Origin of the sequence: Nocardia sp. NPDC020380 (assembly GCF_044386975.1) — a bacterium.
Classification (GTDB): Bacteria; Actinomycetota; Actinomycetes; order Mycobacteriales; family Mycobacteriaceae; genus Nocardia.
Map to the genome: position 1 here is coordinate 510,372 of NZ_JBIRVQ010000003.1, position 20,640 is coordinate 531,011.

Genomic DNA, 20,640 nt, shown 5'->3' on the forward strand with positions numbered 1-20,640 from the left:
CCCCGCCGAGAAGGTGGCGGAACGGGTGGCCTACTTCGGCGGCCGGTGCTGGCTGTGCCGTGCCCCGTATGAGGCTATCGACCATGTAAAGCCGCTCGCTCAGGGCGGCGCTCATTGCCTGAGCAATCTTCGGCCTATCTGTTCGCCTTGCAATCTCCGCAAGGGCGATAGGTGGCCGTTCCACTGCTGACACGGTGTCGGCACTCTCCTACGCCCGGAGCCTTGGGCGGTTTTACGCACCGGCCTTTCTGTGGCCGTTGTGCGGTTCATTTCAACTCTTGATTGAGGTGCACGTAAGTGGCGAAGAAGAATTACGGCAAGCTGACTCCGGAGCAGGAGGGCAGTTTGCGGGCTCTGTTTCAGAAGCTCGACAAGCACGAGACCGGCAATAGCGAGAAGCACGCCTATTACACGGGCGAGGTGAAGGTTCCCTCTCTGGGCATTGCGATGCCGGAGCATTTCGATAAGCGGATCGGTACCGTCATTGGCTGGCCGGGCACGCAGATTGATGTGTTGGAGGAGCGTCTAGGTTTCCGGGGCTGGACTGTGGCGCAGTCGGCCGACATGGAGGACGGGGAGGACTTCGGCCTTGCCGAGATCTTCCGCGCGAATGGCCTTGCAACGATCTCCGCTCAGGCCCACATTGATGCTCTGATTTACGGGACTGCGTTCGTGTGCGTGGGCGTCGGGGATGCCTCGATTGATGAGCCGAACCCGTCGATTGTCGTTCAGTCTCCGCGCAATATGACGGGCCTGATTGATCCGCGTACGCGCCGTCTCACTATTGCGGCTTCCCGATTCTGGGATACCGAGGTTTCCGCCTACACAATGGCGACCTTGTACACCGATACCGAGACCATTGTTATTCAGCGGGCTACCGAGAATATGCCTTGGCGGGTGACGTGGCGGGGCGTTCACAACCTGGGGCGCGTCCCTGTCGTGCGGCTGGTCAATCGCGCGTATGCGTCGCAGCTGGAGGGCCGTTCGGAGATCACGCGCGGTATTCGCTCCGTGACCAATGCGGCCGTTCGCACCATGTCGAACGCGGCGATTAACCAGGAGTTCTACGCGACTCCGCAGCGCTACATGATCAACGTTAGTGAAGACCAGTTCAGCAAGAAGGACGGCTCTAAGGTCGCTGGCTTCGAGGCTGTTATGGGCCGGATGCTCGGCATTCCCTTTGATGAGGACAACCCGGAGGCGCGCCCGTCCGTTGGTCAGTTCCCGCAGGCTTCCCCGGACCCGTACCTTGCCCAGTTGACGAAGCAGGCGGAACTGTTCTCGGCGGAGGCCGGTATTCCGACCACCTATCTTGCGATCAGCGCGAACCAGCCTCCGAGTGCGGACGCTATCCGGGCTATGGAATCGCGGCTTGTGAAGCGGGCAGAGAAGCGACAGACCGATTTCGGCCAAGGCTGGATGGAAGTTGCCCGTTTGGCGCTGCTCGTGCGTGACGGCAAACTGCCGGAGGGCTTCAACCGCAACGTGTTCGTGTCTTGGTCCGATCCCTCTACCCCGACCAAGGCGGCGGCAGCGGATGCGGCTACCAAGCTTCGTCAGGTCGAGATTCTGCCGAAGAATTCGCGCGTTACCCGCGAATGGGTGGGCATGACCGAGGCGCAGATTCGCCAGCTGGAGCAGGAAGACCGGAACGCGCGCGTTGATGAGCTGATCAATGGGCTTCGTGGTGGCGCGGCGGAGGCTCGGGAGGATTCCGCAATTGCGGAACGGGCGGACCGTGACCGGCCGGTGAATGGCGACGATTCGAAGGAGGCCGCGTAACAATGGCTACCCCGAACGATATGCCGGTCTCCAATACCCCGGACGATTCCCCGGCGCTGGTTCATACAACGGAGAGCGCGAAGCCGACCGAGGGCGAGAAGCATTTCACACAGGACCACGTGAGCAAGATTCTCGCCAAGCATCGGCGGGAGATTGAGGCCCGCGTGGCGCGGAAGCATGAAGCGCTAGAAAAGAAGGCCGAGCTAGCCGACCGGTACCGGAATCTTGCCGATGAGGTTATCCCGGAGTTCGAGCGCATGAAGGCGGCGGAGGCCGAGCGGGAGAAGGCGGAGGCCCGGGAGGCGGAGGAGAAGCGCATTCGCGCGATTGCCGAGAAGGCCGGTATCCCTCGCGAGCTTCTGGGAAAGTCGGATGAATCCGTGGAGGAGATGCGGGAGCGTGCCGAAGCCCTCCGCGCCTACATGGACGAGAAGCGGCGCGAAAGCCAGCAGCGTTGGGAGTCGCTGAATTGCCCTACTCACACGATGCGGGGGCCTTCCGGCCCTCCTCCGGCTCCCAAGGACTTCTTGCGTGAGGCGCTGGAGGATGCTGTTTGGAGGCAGCGTTAGCCATGGACGTTATCGAGTTCCGGGAAGTTCTCGGAGACCTGAATACGGTCATGGTGCGGGACATTGATTCGATGTTCCGGGCAGCCTCCCGCAAGGGCATTTCGAGTGCCGAGTTCTGGCGGCTGATCGTTCAGGCGTACCCGGAGATCGTTGCCCCGCACATGTCGGCGGCCGGGGAGCTTGCGGCGTTCTATTACGACTCGCAGGCCCCGGAGTTGACGTTTCGGGCTGCTCCGGCTCCGCTTCCGGCTACTGCCCAGTTGCAGGCGTCGGCGCGGTGGGCTTTGAAGTCCCCGGCAGCTGTTGATCTGCTCTCGGGCTCGGCGCAGCGTGTCTTGTTCGGGCAGGCTCGGGAGACTGTGAGCTTGTCGGCCGGGCGGGAGCGTGGCGCTACGTGGGCGCGGTATGCGTCGTTCACTGCGTGCCCGTTCTGCCGGATGAACGCTACGCGTGGGGATGTGTATCGGTCGGAGGATACGGCGGATATGCAGTTCCACGACAATTGCCGGTGCATGGCCGTGCCGGTGCGTCCGGGTGGGAAGTATGAGCCCCCGGCGTATGTGGAGCAGTGGGAGGACGAGTACAAGGCGGCGCGTGCTGCGGCGGACTCGGGTGATCCGAATGCGATCCTGTCGGCTTGGCGTCGGAATCTGAGTGAAGCGGCGTAACTGAATATGCGAGAAGGCCCCCGGCTATTCCTTGTGGAGTAGTTCGGGGGCCTTTTTTGCGTTGCTGACACGGTGTCGGCATTCAGCTTCTCGACTATGCGGTTGTGGTCGGGCTGGCGTGTCTACGCCTTTCACTGCTCCCATTTCCGGAGAACTGATAGGGCGGTGCACACTTCGTCTTCTCGGATGTTCAGCCGCCGGGCAATTGTCCACACGGGGAGCCCTGCGGCGTGAAGCCGCCCAATCCCCCGGATTCTCCTTTCCGATCGCTCTGCGTGGCTCCTGGGGGTCATTCCGCCGCCTCCCCGTCGTCCTCCCGCTCTTCCGCGAGAGCCATCCGCCGCTGAACTTCGGCCATCAATTCGGCATTGGTGAGTTCGGCTAGTAGTTCCTGGACTTCTTCGGGGGAGCGGGCGCTCATGCGGTAGCCGCCTTCGCGGCAGTCTTGCGGGCCGGGGCCTTCTTCGCCGGGGCAGCGGCCTTTGTGGCGGCAGGGGCAGACTCGGCGCTATCGGCCGTCTCCGTCTTGGCGGCCGTCTTGCTCGGCTTCTTATAGGTCACGCCGGAGGCTTCGAGGAGGGCGTTCACTACTTCGTTCACCCGCTCGGCAACCTGGGTGCGCGGGCCGGTGCTGTTGTACACGGAGGCATCAACCTTGGCGCGGAACTCTTCGATGCCTTCCGCTACCTTTGCGACCCGATCGGCGAACTTGCCGAGCTGCGAAATGTACTTCTCGGCAGTAACGCCGGTCTGGTCTCCATTGCCACTATCGGAGCCCTCTTCGCCGTCTCCATTGCGGCTAGCCCGGCTCTCTTCAATGGCCTTCTTGATGGCATTGCGGTTGATCACTTCGCCTTCGGCAAGCTCCGCCGCCTTGTTCATGACTTCGGCGCGTTTCTCGGCAGTCAAGGCGCGCAGCGGGCGGGTAGCCGCCTCCGTGGCAGGCACCGGCGTGCCCTCCGGAAGCTCCCGCACGATCAGGGCGGCCTTAATGAGGTTGTCCGCATAGTCGCGCTTCCAGCCCCAATTCTGTTCGGTGTATTCGCCCCAGTTCGTATATCCGCGCTCTTTGTAGAGGTCGCCTTCCCGGATGTCATAGAGGGCGGCACCGGCCACGAGGTACGCAGCCTGGGCGGCCTGCTTGATTGCCGACTCGCATTCGATCAGGGCGTCTAGCTTCTGGTCATGCGTGAGGTTGTCCCACTTGCTCGGCACAGCGGGGGCGTTCTCGGTAGTGACTGCTTCGGCCATGCTTGGTACGCAATCCTTCCAGGTTGGGGCGGTAGTGGCGCTCGGTTCGAACTGACTGCGATCACGTTAAGGCTCGCGCAGATGGCGGCGCAACGATGCCCAGATGCCGACACGGTGTCAGCACTTGTCTGATTTGACAAATACACGAGAGTGTGCATTCAGTCCGAGTAGGGGATCTACCTGCGGGAATGCATAGTATGCCCATTCGAACCATATCCGGGCACGCGGTGTACCGGACCATGCTCATGCACCTGATGCGACTCGCCTCGAATATCGGCTGGATGCCGGTGGGCGGCTGGGCTTTACGCGCGATCGTCGCCGCGCTCATGGAGTGGAGCCGCAAATCCGAACTCTCCGGCGACCGGGCCGGACTGCTGGCCGGGCAGGACGTGGAGGCCTCGGTACGGGTCCACATGAAGCTCGCGGGCGGCTCCCGCGTGGACGAGATGAGCCACGCGGCGTTCCTGGCCCAGGCCGACGATTACGACAGCGCGGGCGACCTGCGCGACGGCGTGCTCAAACTGCTGAACCTGGAACTCCAGACCCACCCGTTCTCGGTGCTGCGGGCTGCCGAACTGCGGCGCTGGATCACCAGCGGCGACTACGACCGCATCCTGGACGGCCAGTACCCGCTGCGGGAGCAGGACAAGAACGTCCGCCTCGGCGACGAGATCAAGGACGCCGCCCGCACGTACCGGCAGAATTTCGATCAATCGGACGATCCGCTCATCCGCACCGTGCGCAACCTCGGCCGCGATGTGGCGGACGCGGTGAGCACGGTCGGACAAGAGGTAGGGGAAACCATTACGAAGCTCGGCCGCCGGATCACCGGCCGAGATCAGAACTGACGGAGGCTTATTCGTCGCCCTCGACCACGGGCGGGGTCTCGAGGATGTCGAGCACCCACTCCTCGGTGGCGGTCTCGGGATCTTCCTCGTCGGGGCGGATGCGGTTCGAGAGCCGCACGCCCAGGCCCAGCAGCTGGGCCGCCTTCACCATGTCGACGGCCTCGTCGGGACCGCAGTAGTGGGTGGAGATCAGACGGGGTTCGTCTTCGAAGTCCTCTTCGGACAACAGCGTCTCCAGTTCCAGACCTTCATCGGTTGACATGGTGCAGCACAGTACGCCGAGAGTTCGCCGTAGCGGTACCGAAACCCGCTCAGCGAGTGAACAACCAGGCGACGACTACGAGAACAAGAAGTGCTATCAGGGCAAGCTGGACACGCGAACGCGGCATCAGGCGGCTTCCTTCCGCATGCGGCGCGGCTGCGGGGCGGGGGCCGGTGCTTCCTGGGCGGCCACCCGGTCGCGGCCGAGCGCGCGCAGCGCGAACCGCAGCGTCCGGTCGAGCGCGAAGGCGATGATCAGGCAGACCGGCACCATGGCCGACAGCACCACCGCGAACTGGGGAACGAAGGGTAGGCCGGCCACCCACAGTTCGACGCCGTCCCACCATCCTGCAATCGCATGCACGAACCCCAGCCTAGGCCGATACCGGGAGAGCGGACGATTCGGGCCGCCGATCGGGGGGAATGCGGGACAGGCCTGCGACGAGGGTGGCGGCAGCTGCCGACCGGGCTGATTATGTAGGGCATGGAGTCCTACGACGAACCGGAATCCTTCGCCCGCCCGCTGGGCAGCGAGGCCGAGGATTTCGAAGACGATCCGACCGGCCTGTACGACGGTCCGGTGGACCGCCCCGACGCCGAGCTCTCCGCCGACTATCTCCCCTCCGCCACCGGGGGCACTCACAAATCGGTGTATCCCCCTATCGACGACTACGCCTTCCTCTCCGACTGCGAGACCACCTGCCTGATCGCGCGGGACGGCTCCGTCGAATGGATGTGCGTCCCCCGCCCCGACTCCCCCAGCGTCTTCGGCGCCATGCTCGACCGCAGCGCCGGCCACTTCCGCCTCGGCCCCTACGGCCGCAAGGTGCCCGCCGCCCGCCGCTACCTGCCCGGCGGGCTCATCGTGGAAACCACCTGGCAGACCGAGACCGGCTGGATCATCGTGCGCGACGCCCTAGTCATGGGGCCGTGGCACAACAACCGTTCCCGCAGCCGCAGCCACCGCCGCACCCCCATGGACTGGGATGCCGAGCACATCCTGCTGCGCACCGTGAAATGCGTGAACGGCGTGGTCGAACTCGAGATGAGCTGCGAGCCCGCCTTCGACTACCACCGCGGCGCCGCCAACTGGGTCTACAGCGGCGACGTCTACGAACGGGCCACGGCCACAAGCGAAATCGAAGGCTGCCCCACCCTCACCCTCGCCACCGATATGCGCCTGGGCCTGGAGGGCCGCGAGGCACGCGCCCGCACCCGCATGAAGGAGGGCGACCAGGTCTTCGTCGCCCTCGCCTGGTCGGACCTGCCGCTCCCCCGCAACTTCGAGGAAGCCGCCGAGAAGATGTGGGCCACCACCGAATGCTGGCGGCAGTGGATCACCACCGGCCGCTTCCCCGACCATCCATGGCGCGGGTACCTGCAGCGCAGCGCACTCACCCTGAAGGGCCTGACCTACGCGCCCACCGGAGCGCTGCTCGCGGCCTCCACCACCTCGCTCCCGGAAACCCCTGGCGGCGAACGCAATTGGGACTACCGCTACACCTGGGTGCGGGACTCCAGTTTCGCGCTGTGGGGTCTGTACACGCTCGGCCTGGACCGCGAGGCCGACGACTTCTTCGCCTTCCTGCACGATGTCGCCAGCGACGGCAACGGCGGCGCCGTACCGCTGCAGGTGCTCTACGGCATCGGCGGCGAACGCGAGATCACCGAATCCGAACTCTCGCACCTGTCCGGGTACGACGGCGCGCAGCCGGTCCGCATCGGCAACGGCGCCTACAACCAGGACCAGCACGATATCTGGGGCACCATCCTGGATTCCGTTTACCTGCACGTGAAGTCACGCCAGCAGGTCCCGGAAACCTTGTGGCCCTTGCTCGAACGACAGGTGCAAGCGGCAATCGAGAACTGGCGCAACCCCGATCGCGGCATCTGGGAGGTGCGCGGCGAACCACAGCACTTCACCTGCTCCAAGGTGATGTGCTGGGTCGCCCTCGATCGCGGCGCGAAACTGGCCGAACTGCACGGCGAATTCGACTACGCCAAGAAGTGGCGGGAGATCGCCGACGAGATCCACGCCGACATCCTCGACAACGGCGTCAACTCCGAAGGCGTGTTCACCCAGACCTACGGCGGCGACACTCTCGACGCGTCATTGCTGCTGGTGGTCCTGCTCCGCTTCCTGCCGCCGACCGACCACCGGGTGCGCGCCACCGTGCTGGCCATCGCGGACGATCTCACCGAGAACGGCCTCGTGCTGCGCTACCGCACCGACACCACCGACGACGGCTTGTCCGGCGCCGAAGGGTCGTTCACCATCTGCTCGTTCTGGCTGGTCTCCGCGCTGGTGGAGATCGGCGAGCTGCAGCGCGGACGCCAGCTGTGCGAACGCCTGCTCGGCTACGCCAGCCCGCTCAAGCTGTACGCCGAGGAGATCGACTCCCGCACCGGACGGCACCTCGGCAACTTCCCGCAGGCGTTCACGCACCTGGCGCTCATCAATGCGGTGATGCACGTGATCCGCGCCGAAGAGAACCACCGGGCCGGGAACTTCCACCCGGCACACCTGGGACGCTGAGTTCTCCGGGGTTGCAAAGAGAATCGCCGCCACCCGCAGGACGCGGGTGGTGGCGTTCTCCGCCTTGTGGTGGGGCCCGGCCCGGACCCACGGTGGAGCGGGTCGGCGCCCCGTAGCGGAACCCGCTCAGTACGAGGGGTTCTCGCCCAGCATGTCGGCGCGCTCGCGCAGTTCGCGCAGGCGCACCAGTGACGTCTCGATCTCGGTGAGCCGCTGCTCCCGGCGCGCACCGGAATGCACGGCCGCGGCCTCCTCGGCGGCGCGCATGGAGGCGTCCACCGAACGCAGCGTCGAATTCGCGATCTCGGTGAAATGGTCACGCAGACTGCGCTGTACGGCGCGCAGCCGGTAGCGGGACTCCTTGCTCACCTGGAAGATCACATCGTCCATGAGCCGCGCCACCGCCACCTTGGCCTCGGACTGGCGGCGCTGCTTGCGGCCCTTGCGGTCGTCCCACAGCGCGTTCACGCCCAGCAGCACACCCGCACCGGCCGAATACCAGTTCACCAGCGACATACCCAGCAGGCTGGTGGCCAGGCCGACCATGAGCAGGCCCGCGTAGGAGCCGCGCAGGGTGTTCAGGACCTGTTGCGTGATCCCGTGTTTCGCGCTCTCCAAGGGTTCCATGGTGGCGACGGGCTCCAGCACCGCGCCGACATCACCCGGGTTGTCGAGCTTCAGGTCCGGGGTCGGAATGCCGCTGTCGGGGAACTTGGCCGCCACCTGCTCGGCCAATTCGACCGACCGGTAGTGGGCGATGACGAAGTTCTCCTCCACCGCCTCACAGATCTTGGCATCCAGCTCCGCGCTGAAATCGGCCCACTTGCGCACCGGATCCCGCTGCATGATCTGCGATTCGGACTCACGGATCAGACTGCGCAGCCGGTGCCGCAGATCGTGTTCGGTATCGGCCATCAGCTCGGCCGCGCCGTCTGCGAGCGTGAGCGACCAGTTGGCGGTGCGCAGGCGCAGCTGCTCCGCCTCTTCGCGGGTGCGGCGCAGTTGCTCGGTGATGACGGTGAAGCGGCGCGGATCCCGCAGCGTCTCACCCTCACTGCGCAGCGCGAGCGCCAGATGATCGGTGATGAGCCGGATATCGCGCACCGCCGCCTCGCTGGCGACCACGTCCGCGCGGCCCAGCACGTAGGCGCGCAGATGGTCCAGCAATTGCGGCACACCGGATTCCAGATCCAGCTGCTGATCGCCGAGCGCGGCGGCATGCTCGTGCAGCTGTGCCGAGGCCGGCGCGACCGCGAAGGCCAGCCCGGCATCGTCGAGCAGCTGCCGGTCCTGCTGCTGCACCTGCGGCCACTGCGGATACTGGTCGATCTTGTTGAGCACGCAGACGACCGTCGGGCACACCTGCTGAATGCGCTGCAACTGCTCGATCTGCGCGGCCGTGAACGGCGCCCCCGCATCCGCGACGTACAGCACCGCGTCCGCGGCCGCCAGCAACGACCAGGTGGACGGCGTCTCACCGGGCGAACCGGGCGCGTCCAGCACCACGAAGCCCTCCGCCAGCAGCGGACTCGGCGCGGTGAACTCGGCGCGGATGACGCCCTCGGTCTGCAGTTCCTGCACCGCGGTCACCGGATCCACCGACAAGCGCTCGGCCGTGCCCGCGGCGCCCACCTTCACCAGCGTGGCGGTCGCCTGCGCACCGTACTCGGCGATCACGGGCACGCCGGGCTGCCCGTCGGTCGCGCTCACCGGCGCACCGACCAGGCTGTTCACCAACGTGCTCATGCCACTGCGGGATTCGCCCACCACGACCAGGCGCACCCGCGGATCGGCGACCCGGGCGCGGGCGATGCCCAGCCGGTTCGCCAGATCGGTCCGGCCCGCGGCGTGGGTCAGCCCGAGCAGCTCGTCGAGCAGCTCGAGCAGTGGTCCCATCGCATCGGGATTCTTCACCACAGCAAGTCGTTCGACGCCGCTCACAGGAGCATTGTGTGATCGAACGGGCCGTGTGCCCCGTAGTGGTGGCTGTCGGCCGGCGCCGCATCGGGCAGCAGACCGGACGAGAGACCCGCATCGTGCATGAGACCCGACGACAGATCGTGCGCGGACAGCGAGTCATCGGTCACCAGCGCGGTGTCGTGCAGGGTCAGCGCGGGATCGTGATAGGTCGGCGCCGTGGTGTACGAGGCCAGCGCGACATCGTGCACGCCCAGCTGCCCGTGACTCGGATCCACCTGGTAGTCCATGGGTTTCACCGGCTGCATCTCCGGCACGTGCATATCCGGGATGCTCGGCTGCGTGGTCGGCACGGACGGCATCGACGGCACGGTCTGCGGCGCCGGCACCGGCGCCACCGAAACCTGCGGCTGCGAACCGTGATCGGGCAGTCCGCCGTGATCCGGCTGGCCACCGTGATTCGGCACGTCCGGGACGGTCGGCGGCAACGTGTTGTCCGGCAGCGTGTTGTGATCCGGGGTCACCGTCGGCTGGTGTGCCGTACCCGAATCCGGGTCGCTCGGCACGCCACGGGACGGGCCGCCGCCGTGCGTCGTCGCGCCATTGCCGCCGTCGTCGGTGGGCTGCTGGTGCTGATCGGTCGGCTGGTGCTGCGTGGTGACCGGGTCGGGCTTGTCATTGGTCGGGACCGTCGACGGATCCGGCTGCCTGGTCGGCTCCGGCGCGGTGGTCACCGCATTCCCGGTGTCCGGCTTGGTGGTTCCGGTGTCGGGCTTGGTGGTCCCGGCATCGGGCACGGTCGGCAGCTTGGTGGTCGCGGGCACCGGCGGCACCGTGGTGAGACCCGCGTCCGGCTTGGTCGACGGCACACTGACCTGCGGCGACGTCCCCGCGGACGGCTGAGTGGCGGGCACCGGCTTGGAAACCACGGTGACCGGATCGTGCGACGCCGGCTGATCACGCAACCCGGACGCGGTGAGCACCGGCTGCCGCTGATCGAACAACACCGGCACGGCCGCCGCGGGCGCGGTCAGCGGCGACGGGGCGCCGGACGTGCCGAGCAGGTTGCCGATCGGGTGATTCGCCGCATCGGGCTGAATCGTGGTCTGCAACGGGGTGGCCGCCACCGGCTGCGCGAAAGCGACCGGGGCAGTGACAACGGGCGCGACCGCCACCGGCACCACCGGTGCGACCACCGAGGACACGGGCGAAACCGTCACGGGCGCAACCGGAGCCGCAGGACCGGACCCGAAAGCGGGAGCAACCGAACTCGGAGCACCGAAACCGGACCCACCCGGAGCACCGAAACCCGAACCGGGAGCACCGAAACCGGGGCTACCGGCGGACGCGCCGGGAGCGCCGAAACCAGGAGCACCGGCAGACGCACCAGGAGCGCCGAAACCGGGAGCACCGGCTGCTGCGCCGGGAGCACCGAAGCCGGGAGCGCCCGCAGACGCACCGGGAGTACCGAAACCTGGGCCGCCCACGGACGAACCGGGAGCACCGTGCGCATTGGAACCGGGGGCGCCGGAGCCGCCGAACGGCGAGCCGGGCGCACCGGCACCGGGTGCACCAGCGGGCGCGCCTTGGCCGCCGAAGGGCGAGAACTGGCTGCCCGCAGCGGAACCCGGGGCATTGCCGCCGCCGAACGCGTCGGTCCCCTGTCCCGGAACGGCATTCGGGCCGCCGGCCGCGACATTCTGCATACCGGGCATATTGTTCTGCATCGCGGGCGAATCACCGTGCGCCGCAGTGACGTTCACGCCCTGATCGCCGTTGAGCGGCTGGCCGTGGTAGCCCGGCGCATGCGAGAGGCCGTCGTGCAGCTGGTTGCCCAGCTGGTTGTACTGGTTGCCGATATTGCCGACCGCCACATCGGCCGTCATGGCCGTGTGGACCCACACGCCGTCCAGTCCGACATGCACGTCGACGCTCAAGCCGGTGTGCACGACCGCGCCGAAGCCCTGCTGCTCGCCGCCGAACCCCGGCTGCTGCTCACCGACGCCGTCGAAGAAGTGCCCCGGCTGCCCGCCCTCGCCACCACTACCGAAGTAATGCCCCAGCTCGCTGGGAGCGCCGTCGCCGCCACCGAAGAAGTGCCCGGACTGACCGGGCGCCGCGCCGCCGTCGCCGAGGCCGGAGCCCTCGGGGAAACCGGTTCCGGCGCCCGGGAAGAACCCGCCGCCACCGTTCATCCCCGGCAGGTGCAGGCCCGGCAGGAAGCTCTGGCCGTCGCCGATCGGCTGCCCGGTCTGACCGCCGAACAGGTTGCCCAGCTGGCCGAACGGATCCGCGGCGGCCGGCTGATTGTTGAACGGCTGGCCGAAGGCATTGCCGGCCTGGTCGAGCGGTATGCCGGAACCCGGTACCCCGCCGCCGGTTTCGTACGGCAGGCCGAAGGCATTGGTCGCGGTGCCGGGATCGGCGACGCCGATCCCGTGGAAGCCGGAGTCGGACGGGTCGGGGGCGGGCCCGCCGTAGTTGGCGGGGAGCAGCCCGGCGTCCGTGCCGTGCTGGAAGTCGTGCCGCGAGTCGGGCGAGCTGACCGGTGCGTAGGACTGTCCGAGGTGAGCGGGCGGCACCGGATCGGAGGTGAGGTCCGGGAAGGACACCGTCGCGCTGGGTTGGTGCTGCTGCGGGTCGTCGGCTTCGGACCAGTGGCTGTCGTGTTCGATGGCCGGCGTGACGCTGGTGCGGGTGCCGGCGGAGGCGATCAGCGCACCACCGGTCACGTATGCGCCTGCCCTCGCCACGCGGGCGACACCGGTGGCAATGGTGTACGCGGCGTCGCCGGCGTTTTCTCCGTGGCCGGGGTCGTCGTCGTAGGGCAGATCACGTGGCATACGGGCTCCCGCTCTCAGGGTTCGGCGACCTACGGGGAGTAGGCCGCCGTTTACACGCTTGTTTCACACCCTATTTCCGGATATCCGGTCTGTCACATCCGCCAGGTAGGTGGCGGTGTGCGCAGTGGTGAGAGACATAGCTTGACAGCCTGCATATCCGGACGGAAGCCCCATTTTTCCCCTGCTCAGCCAACCCAGGTTTTCATGCAGTCCGACCGGTCTCGCCGATCGACAGACTCTTTCCGAATGTCTCGAAAACGTCAAGTGCCAATCACGCCCCACCACCCCACCCGCCCCGGCAACGGGACGATCAACAGCGATGCCCCGCTGCCCTGAGGCAGCGGGGCATCCCTCTATCAACAGCCGTGCCAGCTAGCTAGCCCTGACACGGCGGGCACCCACCCCCATCAACAGCCGTGCCCCGCTGCCGTACAGGCAGCGGGGCACGAGAGTCCCGAGAGTGGGAGCTACTTCTTCTTGTCGGCGGGGGCGTCGGAGGAGAGCGCCGCCACGAAGGCTTCCTGCGGCACCTCGACGCGGCCGATCGTCTTCATCCGCTTCTTGCCTTCCTTCTGCTTCTCGAGCAGCTTGCGCTTACGGCTGATGTCACCGCCGTAGCACTTGGCGAGCACGTCCTTGCGGATCGCCCGAATGTTCTCGCGCGCAATGACCTTCGAGCCGATGGCGGCCTGGATCGGCACCTCGAACTGCTGCCGCGGGATGAGCTCGCGCAGCTTGGTGGTCATCTTGTGCCCGTAGCCCTGGGCGGCGTCCTTGTGCATGATGGCCGAGAACGCGTCCACCGCCTCGCCCTGCAGCAGAATGTCCACCTTGACCAGCGCGGCCTGCTGTTCGCCGGTCTCCTCGTAATCGAGCGAGGCGTACCCGCGGGTCCGCGACTTCAGCGCGTCGAAGAAGTCGAAGATGATCTCCGCCATGGGCAGCGTGTACCGCATCTCCACGCGGGTCTCGGACAGGTAATCCATGCCGAGCAGTTCACCGCGCCGCGATTGGCACAATTCCATGATGGTGCCGATGAATTCGCTCGGCGCGATGACGGTGCACTTGGTGATCGGCTCGTAGATCTCGCGCACCTTGCCCTCGGGCCAGTACGAGGGGTTGGTCACTACCTGCTCGGAGCCGTCCTCCAGGACCACGCGGTAGATCACGTTGGGCGCGGTGGAGATCAGCTCCAGCCCGAATTCCCGTTGCAGCCGTTCACGAGTGATCTCCATGTGCAGCAATCCCAGGAAGCCGCAACGGAATCCGAAGCCGAGGGCCACGGAGGTCTCCGGCACGTAGGTCAGCGCGGCATCGTTGAGCTGCAGCTTGTCCAGTGCGTCACGCAGATCCGGGTAGTCGGATCCGTCGAGTGGGTAGAGGCCGGAGTAGACCATGGGCCGCGGCTCGCGGTATCCGGTCAGCGCCTCGGTCGCCCCGTCGCGCATGGTGGTGACGGTGTCACCGACCTTCGACTGCCGCACATCCTTCACACCGGTGATGAGGTAACCCACCTCACCGACGCCCAGCCCCTGGGTGGGCTTGGGTTCGGGCGAGACGATGCCGATCTCCAGCAGTTCGTGGGTCGCGCCGGTGGACATCATCTTGATCTTCTGGCGCGGGGTGAGCTTGCCGTCCACCACTCGCACGTAGGTGACGACGCCGCGGTAGGTGTCGTAGACCGAGTCGAAGATGAGGGCGCGCGCGGGGGCGTCGGGCTTGCCGACCGGCGCCGGCACCTCGGCGATGACCTTGTCCAGCAGTTCGGGCACGCCGACGCCGGTCTTACCGGAGACCCGCAGCACGTCATCGGGTTCGCACCCGATGATGTGGGCGATCTCGGCGGCGTAGCGGTCCGGGTCGGCGGCCGGCAGGTCGATCTTGTTGAGGACGGGAATGATGGTCAGATCCCGTTCCATGGCCAGATAGAGATTGGCGAGCGTCTGCGCCTCGATGCCCTGTGCGGCGTCGACCAGCAGGACCGCGCCTTCACACGCTTCCAGCGCACGTGACACTTCGTAGGTGAAGTCGACGTGTCCGGGCGTGTCGATCAGGTGCAGGACGTAGTCGACACCGTCGACCTGCCAGGGCAGCCGCACGTTCTGGGCCTTGATGGTGATGCCGCGCTCGCGCTCGATATCCATCCGGTCGAGGTACTGCGCACGCATCGCCCGCTCCTCGACCACCCCGGTGAGTTGCAGCATGCGGTCGGCCAGGGTCGATTTCCCGTGGTCGATATGCGCGATGATGCAGAAGTTCCTGATCTTTTGCGGATCGGTGAACGTCGTATCGGCGAAGCTGGGCACTCCACTCCCTCACAATGGTCGATGAACTGCCGACCATCGTCCCATGACGGACGCACCGGCCCGCGCATCGGTCCACCGCACCCGCTGCGGCGGGTGCGGTGGACCGCGCGGTCAGACCGTGGCCGGGACGGGTTCGGGGGCGGTGGTCGCGGCCGCTGCGGCGCGGCCGCCTCGCAGGGTGACCAGGGCGAGCGGTATCCCCACGGCCACGATGATGCCGGCGACGATGATCGCCAGCCGATACCCGTCGAGGAAGGCGTGCAAGGGCGCGGCGCCGTGCTGGGCGGCGGAGGCCGAGCGGGTGGTGAGGATCGCACCGACGATGGTGATGCCGAGCAGCGCCGAGATCTCCCGCGCGGCATTGACGACCGCGCCGGCCGCGCCCGCGATGGCCGGTGGCATCCGGTCCATGATGGCCGCGTTCAGCGGGGTCATGACCAGGCCGGATCCCAGTCCGAACAGGATGAACGGCGGCATCAGGTCGATGATGTGCCCGTGCTCGCCGATCATGGCGATGCCCAGCAGCGCGCCGACGATGCCGGCGACGCCGATCGCGACGGTGATATTGGTGCCGAGCCGCCGGTCCGCGAGGGGTGCGATCGGGGAGATCACCACCATGCTGACGGCCATCGGAATGAAGGCCGCGCCGGCCGCGGTCGGTGAGAAGCCGAGCACGTTCTGCATGTACATGGCGGTGAAGAAGTAGATGCCCATGACGCCGAAGCCCCACAGCATCATGGTGACGACGCCGCCGCTGAAGATCCGGTTCCGGAACATGGACATGTCCACCATCGGGTCGGCGGTGCGCATTTCGACGATGACGAAGGCCGCGAGGGCGACGGCGGCGAGGGCGAAGCAGCCGAGGATCAGGGTCGAGGTCCAGCCGCGATCATGGCCTTCGATGAGCGCGTAGGTGACGGCGAACAGCGCGACGGTCGAGGTCACCAGGCCCGGCAGGTCGAGGCGGCGGCGTTCCCTTTCCCGGGTCTCGTCGAGCGTGAGGGCGGTGATGGCCATGGTGACGAGCCCGAAGGGCACGTTGATCAGGAAGATCCACCCCCAGTCCACATGCTGGCTGATAACGCCGCCGGTGAACGGCCCGAGCGCCAGCGCCAGCGCGCCGATGGCACTCCAGACACCGACGGCCTTGGTGCGTTCGGCGTCGTCGGGGAACAGCCCGGAAATGATGGCCAGCGTCGGCGGGATGGCCGCGGCCGCGCCGACGCCCTGCAGGACGCGGGCCGCGATGAGCATGGTCTGGCTGTCGGCGAGTCCGGCCAGCAGTGACGCGAGGGTGAAGACGCCGAGCCCGCCGAGGAACATGCGCCGGCGTCCGAAGAGGTCGGCGAGTCGTCCGCCGGCCAGCATGAGCCCGGCGAAAACCAGGATGTAGCTGCTCACCACCCATTCCAGGCCGGAGATGGACAGGCCGAGGTGGCGCTGGATGGACGGCAGCGCGACGTTCACCACGTTGTTGTCGAGAAATGTCATGAAGGTGGCCAGGGAAACCCCGATGAGGGCCCACCAGCGGCGAGGCAGTGTTGGCACCGTGCGACTCCTATACGCAGTGCTTGTACGACGTTCCAGTACGTTGTACATGTACGTGGTACACGAAAGCCTGTACGTTGTATATTTGTCAAGTGGCGAAAATGGAGAACCGGCTCAGCCGGGAGACGGTGGCCGACAGCGCGCTCGCCCTCGCCGACGCCGAGGGCCTCGAGGCGCTCACCATCCGGCGCCTGGCACAGCAACTGGGCGTCACCCCGATGGCGCTCTACTGGCATTTCAAGAACAAGGACGAACTGCTCAACGGCGTCCTCGACCGCCTCTGGGGACAGATCGACACCACCCGCGACCGCTCGCTGCCGCTCCTGGACCAATTCCGCGCCCTGGTCGAATCATTGGTGACCGTGCTGCGCGCGCACCGCGCCCTGGTCCCGCTGCTGGAGATCCCCAGCGATCACGAACCGAACCCCGGCTTCCTCGACGCCACCGAGACCGCGCTGGAGATCCTCACCGAGTACGGCTTCGACACCGAACGCGCCGCCGCCATCTGCGGCAACGCCCTCCGCGCCAGCATCGCCCTGGTCCTCGGCGAGCCCGGCGCCGCGACCCCGCAGCAGTCCCCCGAGGAAGTCACCGAGATGATCCGCCGCAAGCGCCTGCGCCTGGAAACCCTTCCGCAGCAACGCTATCCCCGCGTAGTCGAAGCCGCCGGCTACCTCACCGCCTGCGACCCCGACCGCCACTACAACTTCGGCCTCGACTTCTTCGTCTCCGCCATCGCCGCCCTCCCCCGCCCCGTACAACCCGGCTGAGCTGCCCGTATCCGGCCCGGATGAGAAAGCGGACATCCGCCGTTAGGCTGCCGGTCATGGCCGGCAGGTGGAACGCCTTGGGGAAGCAGTTGGGGAACGTGGCTAAAGAACAGAGTTCACAGATCGCGAAGCAGCAGGCGCCCAAACTGTTCGGGCGGGTGCGGGCGTCGGCGTTGTGGGATCGGGCCGTGCGCGCGGTCTCGGCGCCGAAGCCGGGTCCGGGGGTGACGGTCCGGCCGACCGCGTCGACCGCGGTGCCGTCGCGGGAGCGGGCGCGGCAGATCGTGTACTGCCCGCAGCTGGACGGGCGCGCCGATCCGGGGGAAATCGTCTGGACCTGGGTGCCTTACGAGGAGGATCCGGGTAACGGCAAGGATCGTCCGGTGCTGGTGGTGGGCAGGGAGGGCAAGACCCTGCTCGGGCTGATGCTCTCGTCGAACGAGGAGCACGCGCACCACCCGAACTGGGTCGGTATCGGTTCCGGCCCATGGGATCACGCGGATCGGCCCAGCTGGGTGCGGCTGGATCGGGTGCTGGATGTGCCCGAGATGGGTATCCGGCGGGAGGGCGCGATCCTGGAGCGCAAGCTCTTCGATCGGGTCGCGCACCGCCTGTGCGCCGAATACCACTGGTACTGAACGTCTTTCAGCTGAGCACGTTCCGGGAACGCCCGAACAGCACGCCGTACACCAGTGCGCCGAGTACGCCGCCGACCAGCGGGAAGACGATGAACACCCACACCTGCGCCATCGCGCCGTCCTGATACGGCGCGACCGCGAGGCTGCGCGCCGGGTTCACCGAGGTGTTGTCCACCGGAATCGAGATCAGGTGGATGACAGCGAGCGTGATGCCGATCGACAGTCCCGCCAGCGGCACGTCGGAGAGCCGGTCGGTGGAGGCGAGCACCACGAACACCAGCAGCGCGGTCAGCAGCACCTCGACGGTGATGGCCGCGGCGAGCCCGTAACCGTCGGTGGTGACATCACCGAGCGCGGTGGCCGAGGGACTGTGCGCGCCCCAGCCGTTGGCGGCGAGCCCGTTGGCGGCCCGGTCATAGGAGGGCAGGTTCTTGGCGACGGCGTAGATGACCGCGCCCGCCGCGAATCCGCCCAGCAGTTGCGCGATCCAGTAACTGACCGCGGTGAGGGCCGTGATCCGGCCCAGCAGCAGTTGTCCCACCGTGACTGCGGGGTTCACGTGGCAGCCGGAGATCGGCCCGATGGCGTAGACCAGGAACATCAGGGTGAATCCGAAGGCGAGGGCGATGCCCAGCGCGCCGACCCGTTCACCGGCGAGGACCGCGGTGCCGACACCGCCGAGCACCAGTACGAAGGTGCCGAGCGCCTCCGCGAACAGCTTCCTGCCCAGGGAGATCTGTTCGTTCTCCGCTAGTTCCTCGACGATTTCCTGCACTGTGGGAGACATCAGCCACCTTCCGGATCGTCCCGCTCGGGAGCGGAAAACACCTGTAGTTCTGCTGAATCACGCATGCGAAAGCACGTCTCACGCGAGTCGAGTGATCTCCACCGTCACCTCGAGATCGGTCGAGCCGCTACCGCTGAAGATACCTTTGAGGGGCGGTACATCCGCGTAATCACGTCCGACGCCGACGGACACGTGTTGCTCGGTGACGGGAATGTTGTTGGTCGGGTCGTAGCCCCACCACTGCCCGGTCCAGGCTTCGACCCAGGCGTGCATCTGCCCGGCGACGGTGTCGCCGACCTCGGCGGCGGGGTCGGGGTGCAGGTAGCCGGAGACGTAGCGGCTGGGAATCCCCATGGTGCGCAACAGCAGCAGGGTGAGGTGCGCGAAGTCCTGGCAGACGCCTTGTCGTTCGGCGAAGGCCTCGACGGCGGAGGTGTGCACGGAGGTGGTGCCGGCCAGGTAGTTCATTTCCCGGTGCACCCATTCCGCGCCGCGCACAACGGCTTTGGCGGGCGGGACGCCGCGGGAGAGCTGCCGGGCGATGGGGGCGAGGCGGCGTTCGCGGGGCACGTATCCGGTGGGGGTGAGCAGTTCGTCGAAGCGGTCGCCGATCTCGGCGTGGCGCAGTTGTTCCCAGGAGAGTTCTTCGGCGGGGCCGGCGAAGGGCTCGGTTTCCACCACGGAGGCGCTGGTGACCTCCAGTTCGGTGTGCGGGGCGTGCAGGTCGAAGGCGGTGACGCTGGTGCCCCAGTAGTCGGTGTACCGGTAGGAGCGGGTGGAGGGCACGGTCTCGACCCGGTTCAGGATGACGTTCTGCCGGCTGTCGGCGCGCGGGGTGAGCCGCGCCTCGTTGAACGACCGGGTGACCGGTGCGTCGTACACGTATCCGGTGGTGTGTACCACCCGCATCCGCCAGCTCATGCGGGCTCCTCCACCATCGAGTTGTTGCGGCCGTGCAGCCCGGTCCAGGCCACCCAGGATTCGGCGTGGAAGTACTGCAGCGCCACCGCTTCCCCGACTTCGCGGCAGGTCTGCTGGAGCCACAGCAGTCTGCTGGGCAGGTCCTCGAGCAGTTCGGTCGAGGGGAGGAATTCGAGTTCGCTGCGGGCCCGGCCGAGCAGCCGGTGGGCTTCCTGCCGGGCGGCGAAGCGGCTGTTGGGCCGCTGATCCAGTTCCTGCAGACAGGTTTCGGCGACGCGCAGGGAGTGGAAGACCGAGCGCGGGAAGAGCCGGTCCAGCAGGATGAAGTCGGCGATCTGATTGGCGTCGAGTACGCCGCGGTGCGTGCGCAGGTAGGGATCGTGCGCGCCGGCCGAGCGCAGCACCGTCACCCACGCGGGTGAGGAGGTGCGATCACCCGCTCGTGAAAGCAACAGCCGCACAGTCATGTCCACGCGTTCGATGGATCTGCCGAGCAGCAGGAATCGATAGCCGTCGTCGCGGCTGAGCGTGGAGTCGGAGAGTCCGGCGAACATGGCGGCCCGGTCGGTGATGTAGTGGCAGAATTCGTGCGGTCCGAGCGCGCGGGCGGCGCGTTCGGCGGCGGCCAGGCCGTTGAAGGTGGCGTTCAGGCATTCCCACATTTCGGTGGAGGTGACTTCGCGTGCGCCGCGGGCATTTTCGCGGGCGCGGGCGACGGAGTCGACGATGGAGCCGCCGTCGCGGCCGAAGGCCACCAGTTCGGTCACCGACCAGACGTCCAATTCCTGTGCGGGCGTTTCTATTCCGAGTACCCGTAGCAGTACTCGTGAGGTTTTGTCGGGGTCGACGGTGGCGTCCTCGAGTAGTTGATGCACCGCGACGTCGAGAATGCGCGCCGTATATTCGGCGCGCTCCACATAGCGCCCGATCCAGTACAGGGATTCGGCATTGCGCGCCAGCATGATTGGTCCCGCCTAAAAGTAGTCACCTGCCCA

The 20,640-nt window shown here is 66.9% G+C and carries 18 protein-coding genes and 1 pseudogene; 8 read left to right on the forward strand and 11 right to left on the reverse strand.

Annotated features, from left to right (window positions below; translation table 11 throughout):
* The first annotated feature begins 25 nt into the window (after positions 1 to 25).
* The 4 genes from ACH438_RS09940 to ACH438_RS09955 all read left to right on the forward strand — a co-directional run bounded on the left by ACH438_RS09940 (position 26) and on the right by ACH438_RS09955 (position 3,019).
* On the forward strand, positions 26 to 190 hold the full coding sequence (locus tag ACH438_RS09940; RefSeq protein WP_397003734.1) for an HNH endonuclease: 165 nt from the start codon (positions 26 to 28) through the stop codon (positions 188 to 190).
* Positions 191 to 297: 107 nt separating this feature from the next.
* Positions 298 to 1,782, forward strand: a complete 1,485-nt coding sequence (locus ACH438_RS09945) for a phage portal protein (protein WP_397003274.1) — start codon at positions 298 to 300, stop codon at positions 1,780 to 1,782.
* A gap of 2 nt (positions 1,783 to 1,784) precedes the next feature.
* Positions 1,785 to 2,351, forward strand: a complete 567-nt coding sequence (locus ACH438_RS09950) for a hypothetical protein (RefSeq protein ID WP_397003276.1) — start codon at positions 1,785 to 1,787, stop codon at positions 2,349 to 2,351.
* Positions 2,352 to 2,353: 2 nt separating this feature from the next.
* Complete coding sequence (locus tag ACH438_RS09955) at positions 2,354 to 3,019, forward strand: hypothetical protein (protein ID WP_397003278.1); 666 nt, start codon at positions 2,354 to 2,356, stop codon at positions 3,017 to 3,019.
* Positions 3,020 to 3,308: 289 nt separating this feature from the next.
* On the opposite strand, the gene ACH438_RS09960 is transcribed toward ACH438_RS09955, so the two are convergent.
* Together ACH438_RS09960 and ACH438_RS09965 are read right to left on the reverse strand one after the other, a co-directional pair.
* Entirely contained in the window at positions 3,309 to 3,440 is a 132-nt protein-coding gene (locus ACH438_RS09960) for a hypothetical protein (RefSeq protein ID WP_397003280.1), read from the reverse strand.
* Entirely contained in the window at positions 3,437 to 4,270 is an 834-nt protein-coding gene (locus ACH438_RS09965) for a hypothetical protein (protein ID WP_397003282.1), read from the reverse strand. Before ACH438_RS09965 ends, ACH438_RS09960 begins: the two co-directional genes overlap by 4 nt.
* 212 nt (positions 4,271 to 4,482) lie before the next feature.
* Between ACH438_RS09965 and ACH438_RS09970 the strand changes: the two are divergent.
* Positions 4,483 to 5,118, forward strand: a pseudogene (locus ACH438_RS09970) (M48 family metallopeptidase); the annotation flags it as partial.
* A 7-nt stretch (positions 5,119 to 5,125) separates the two neighbouring features.
* Here ACH438_RS09970 and ACH438_RS09975 read toward each other — a convergent pair.
* Together ACH438_RS09975 and ACH438_RS09980 are read right to left on the reverse strand one after the other, a co-directional pair.
* A complete protein-coding gene (locus ACH438_RS09975) occupies positions 5,126 to 5,380 on the reverse strand; it encodes a hypothetical protein (protein ID WP_397003284.1) in 255 nt (84 codons plus the stop codon).
* 126 nt (positions 5,381 to 5,506) lie between these two features.
* Positions 5,507 to 5,743, reverse strand: coding sequence for a hypothetical protein (locus ACH438_RS09980; RefSeq protein ID WP_397003286.1), 237 nt, complete (start codon positions 5,741 to 5,743; stop codon positions 5,507 to 5,509).
* Between the two features lie 120 nt (positions 5,744 to 5,863).
* Here ACH438_RS09980 and ACH438_RS09985 point away from each other — a divergent pair, with 120 nt between their 5' ends.
* Positions 5,864 to 7,915, forward strand: a complete 2,052-nt coding sequence (locus tag ACH438_RS09985) for a glycoside hydrolase family 15 protein (protein ID WP_397003288.1) — start codon at positions 5,864 to 5,866, stop codon at positions 7,913 to 7,915.
* A gap of 126 nt (positions 7,916 to 8,041) precedes the next feature.
* Here the strand turns inward: ACH438_RS09985 and ACH438_RS09990 are convergent, their stop codons facing one another.
* The 4 genes from ACH438_RS09990 to ACH438_RS10005 all read right to left on the reverse strand — a co-directional run bounded on the left by ACH438_RS09990 (position 8,042) and on the right by ACH438_RS10005 (position 16,529).
* Positions 8,042 to 9,856 (reverse strand): hypothetical protein, encoded by a 1,815-nt coding sequence (locus ACH438_RS09990; RefSeq protein ID WP_397003290.1) that lies wholly within the window; start codon positions 9,854 to 9,856, stop codon positions 8,042 to 8,044.
* Positions 9,853 to 12,675 carry a hypothetical protein gene (locus tag ACH438_RS09995; RefSeq protein WP_397003292.1) on the reverse strand — a complete coding sequence of 941 codons (2,823 nt, stop codon included), beginning with the start codon at positions 12,673 to 12,675 and terminating at the stop codon, positions 9,853 to 9,855. Before ACH438_RS09995 ends, ACH438_RS09990 begins: the two co-directional genes overlap by 4 nt.
* 467 nt (positions 12,676 to 13,142) lie before the next feature.
* The gene (gene lepA / locus ACH438_RS10000) at positions 13,143 to 14,981 is read right to left on the reverse strand and encodes a translation elongation factor 4 (protein ID WP_397003294.1); all 1,839 of its coding nucleotides are present in this window, start codon (positions 14,979 to 14,981) and stop codon (positions 13,143 to 13,145) included.
* 111 nt (positions 14,982 to 15,092) lie between these two features.
* A complete protein-coding gene (locus ACH438_RS10005; protein WP_397003297.1) occupies positions 15,093 to 16,529 on the reverse strand; it encodes an MFS transporter in 1,437 nt (478 codons plus the stop codon).
* Between the two features lie 101 nt (positions 16,530 to 16,630).
* On the opposite strand from ACH438_RS10005, the gene ACH438_RS10010 reads away from it, so the two are divergent.
* Positions 16,631 to 17,299: a TetR/AcrR family transcriptional regulator gene (locus ACH438_RS10010; protein WP_397003736.1), complete on the forward strand. Its 669-nt coding sequence runs from the start codon at positions 16,631 to 16,633 to the stop codon at positions 17,297 to 17,299.
* Positions 17,300 to 17,355: 56 nt separating this feature from the next.
* Entirely contained in the window at positions 17,356 to 17,937 is a 582-nt protein-coding gene (locus tag ACH438_RS10015; protein ID WP_397003299.1) for a type II toxin-antitoxin system PemK/MazF family toxin, read from the forward strand.
* Positions 17,938 to 17,944: 7 nt separating this feature from the next.
* Here ACH438_RS10015 and ACH438_RS10020 read toward each other — a convergent pair whose 3' ends face one another.
* The 3 genes from ACH438_RS10020 to ACH438_RS10030 all read right to left on the reverse strand — a co-directional run bounded on the left by ACH438_RS10020 (position 17,945) and on the right by ACH438_RS10030 (position 20,607).
* The gene (locus ACH438_RS10020) at positions 17,945 to 18,724 is read right to left on the reverse strand and encodes an aquaporin (protein WP_397003301.1); all 780 of its coding nucleotides are present in this window, start codon (positions 18,722 to 18,724) and stop codon (positions 17,945 to 17,947) included.
* Between the two features lie 78 nt (positions 18,725 to 18,802).
* Complete coding sequence (locus ACH438_RS10025) at positions 18,803 to 19,645, reverse strand: transglutaminase domain-containing protein (RefSeq protein WP_397003303.1); 843 nt, start codon at positions 19,643 to 19,645, stop codon at positions 18,803 to 18,805.
* A complete protein-coding gene (locus tag ACH438_RS10030) occupies positions 19,642 to 20,607 on the reverse strand; it encodes an alpha-E domain-containing protein (RefSeq protein ID WP_397003305.1) in 966 nt (321 codons plus the stop codon). Before ACH438_RS10030 ends, ACH438_RS10025 begins: the two co-directional genes overlap by 4 nt.
* Positions 20,608 to 20,640: the final 33 nt, after the last annotated feature.

What these genes read in the sequence shown, in the direction of transcription:
- ACH438_RS09985 (WP_397003288.1), top strand. Translation starts at nt 5,864, where the DNA reads ATGGAGTCCTACGACGAACCGGAATCCTTCGCCCGCCCGCTGGGCAGC.
- ACH438_RS09950 (WP_397003276.1), top strand. Translation starts at nt 1,785, where the DNA reads ATGGCTACCCCGAACGATATGCCGGTCTCCAATACCCCGGACGATTCC.
- ACH438_RS10025 (WP_397003303.1), bottom strand. Translation starts at nt 19,645, where the DNA reads ATGAGCTGGCGGATGCGGGTGGTACACACCACCGGATACGTGTACGAC.
- ACH438_RS09995 (WP_397003292.1), bottom strand. Translation starts at nt 12,675, where the DNA reads ATGCCACGTGATCTGCCCTACGACGACGACCCCGGCCACGGAGAAAAC.
- ACH438_RS09965 (WP_397003282.1), bottom strand. Translation starts at nt 4,270, where the DNA reads ATGGCCGAAGCAGTCACTACCGAGAACGCCCCCGCTGTGCCGAGCAAG.
- ACH438_RS10030 (WP_397003305.1), bottom strand. Translation starts at nt 20,607, where the DNA reads ATGCTGGCGCGCAATGCCGAATCCCTGTACTGGATCGGGCGCTATGTG.
- ACH438_RS10020 (WP_397003301.1), bottom strand. Translation starts at nt 18,724, where the DNA reads ATGTCTCCCACAGTGCAGGAAATCGTCGAGGAACTAGCGGAGAACGAA.
- ACH438_RS09960 (WP_397003280.1), bottom strand. Translation starts at nt 3,440, where the DNA reads ATGAGCGCCCGCTCCCCCGAAGAAGTCCAGGAACTACTAGCCGAACTC.
- ACH438_RS09975 (WP_397003284.1), bottom strand. Translation starts at nt 5,380, where the DNA reads ATGTCAACCGATGAAGGTCTGGAACTGGAGACGCTGTTGTCCGAAGAG.
- ACH438_RS10010 (WP_397003736.1), top strand. Translation starts at nt 16,631, where the DNA reads ATGGAGAACCGGCTCAGCCGGGAGACGGTGGCCGACAGCGCGCTCGCC.
- ACH438_RS10015 (WP_397003299.1), top strand. Translation starts at nt 17,356, where the DNA reads ATGGCCGGCAGGTGGAACGCCTTGGGGAAGCAGTTGGGGAACGTGGCT.
- ACH438_RS09955 (WP_397003278.1), top strand. Translation starts at nt 2,354, where the DNA reads ATGGACGTTATCGAGTTCCGGGAAGTTCTCGGAGACCTGAATACGGTC.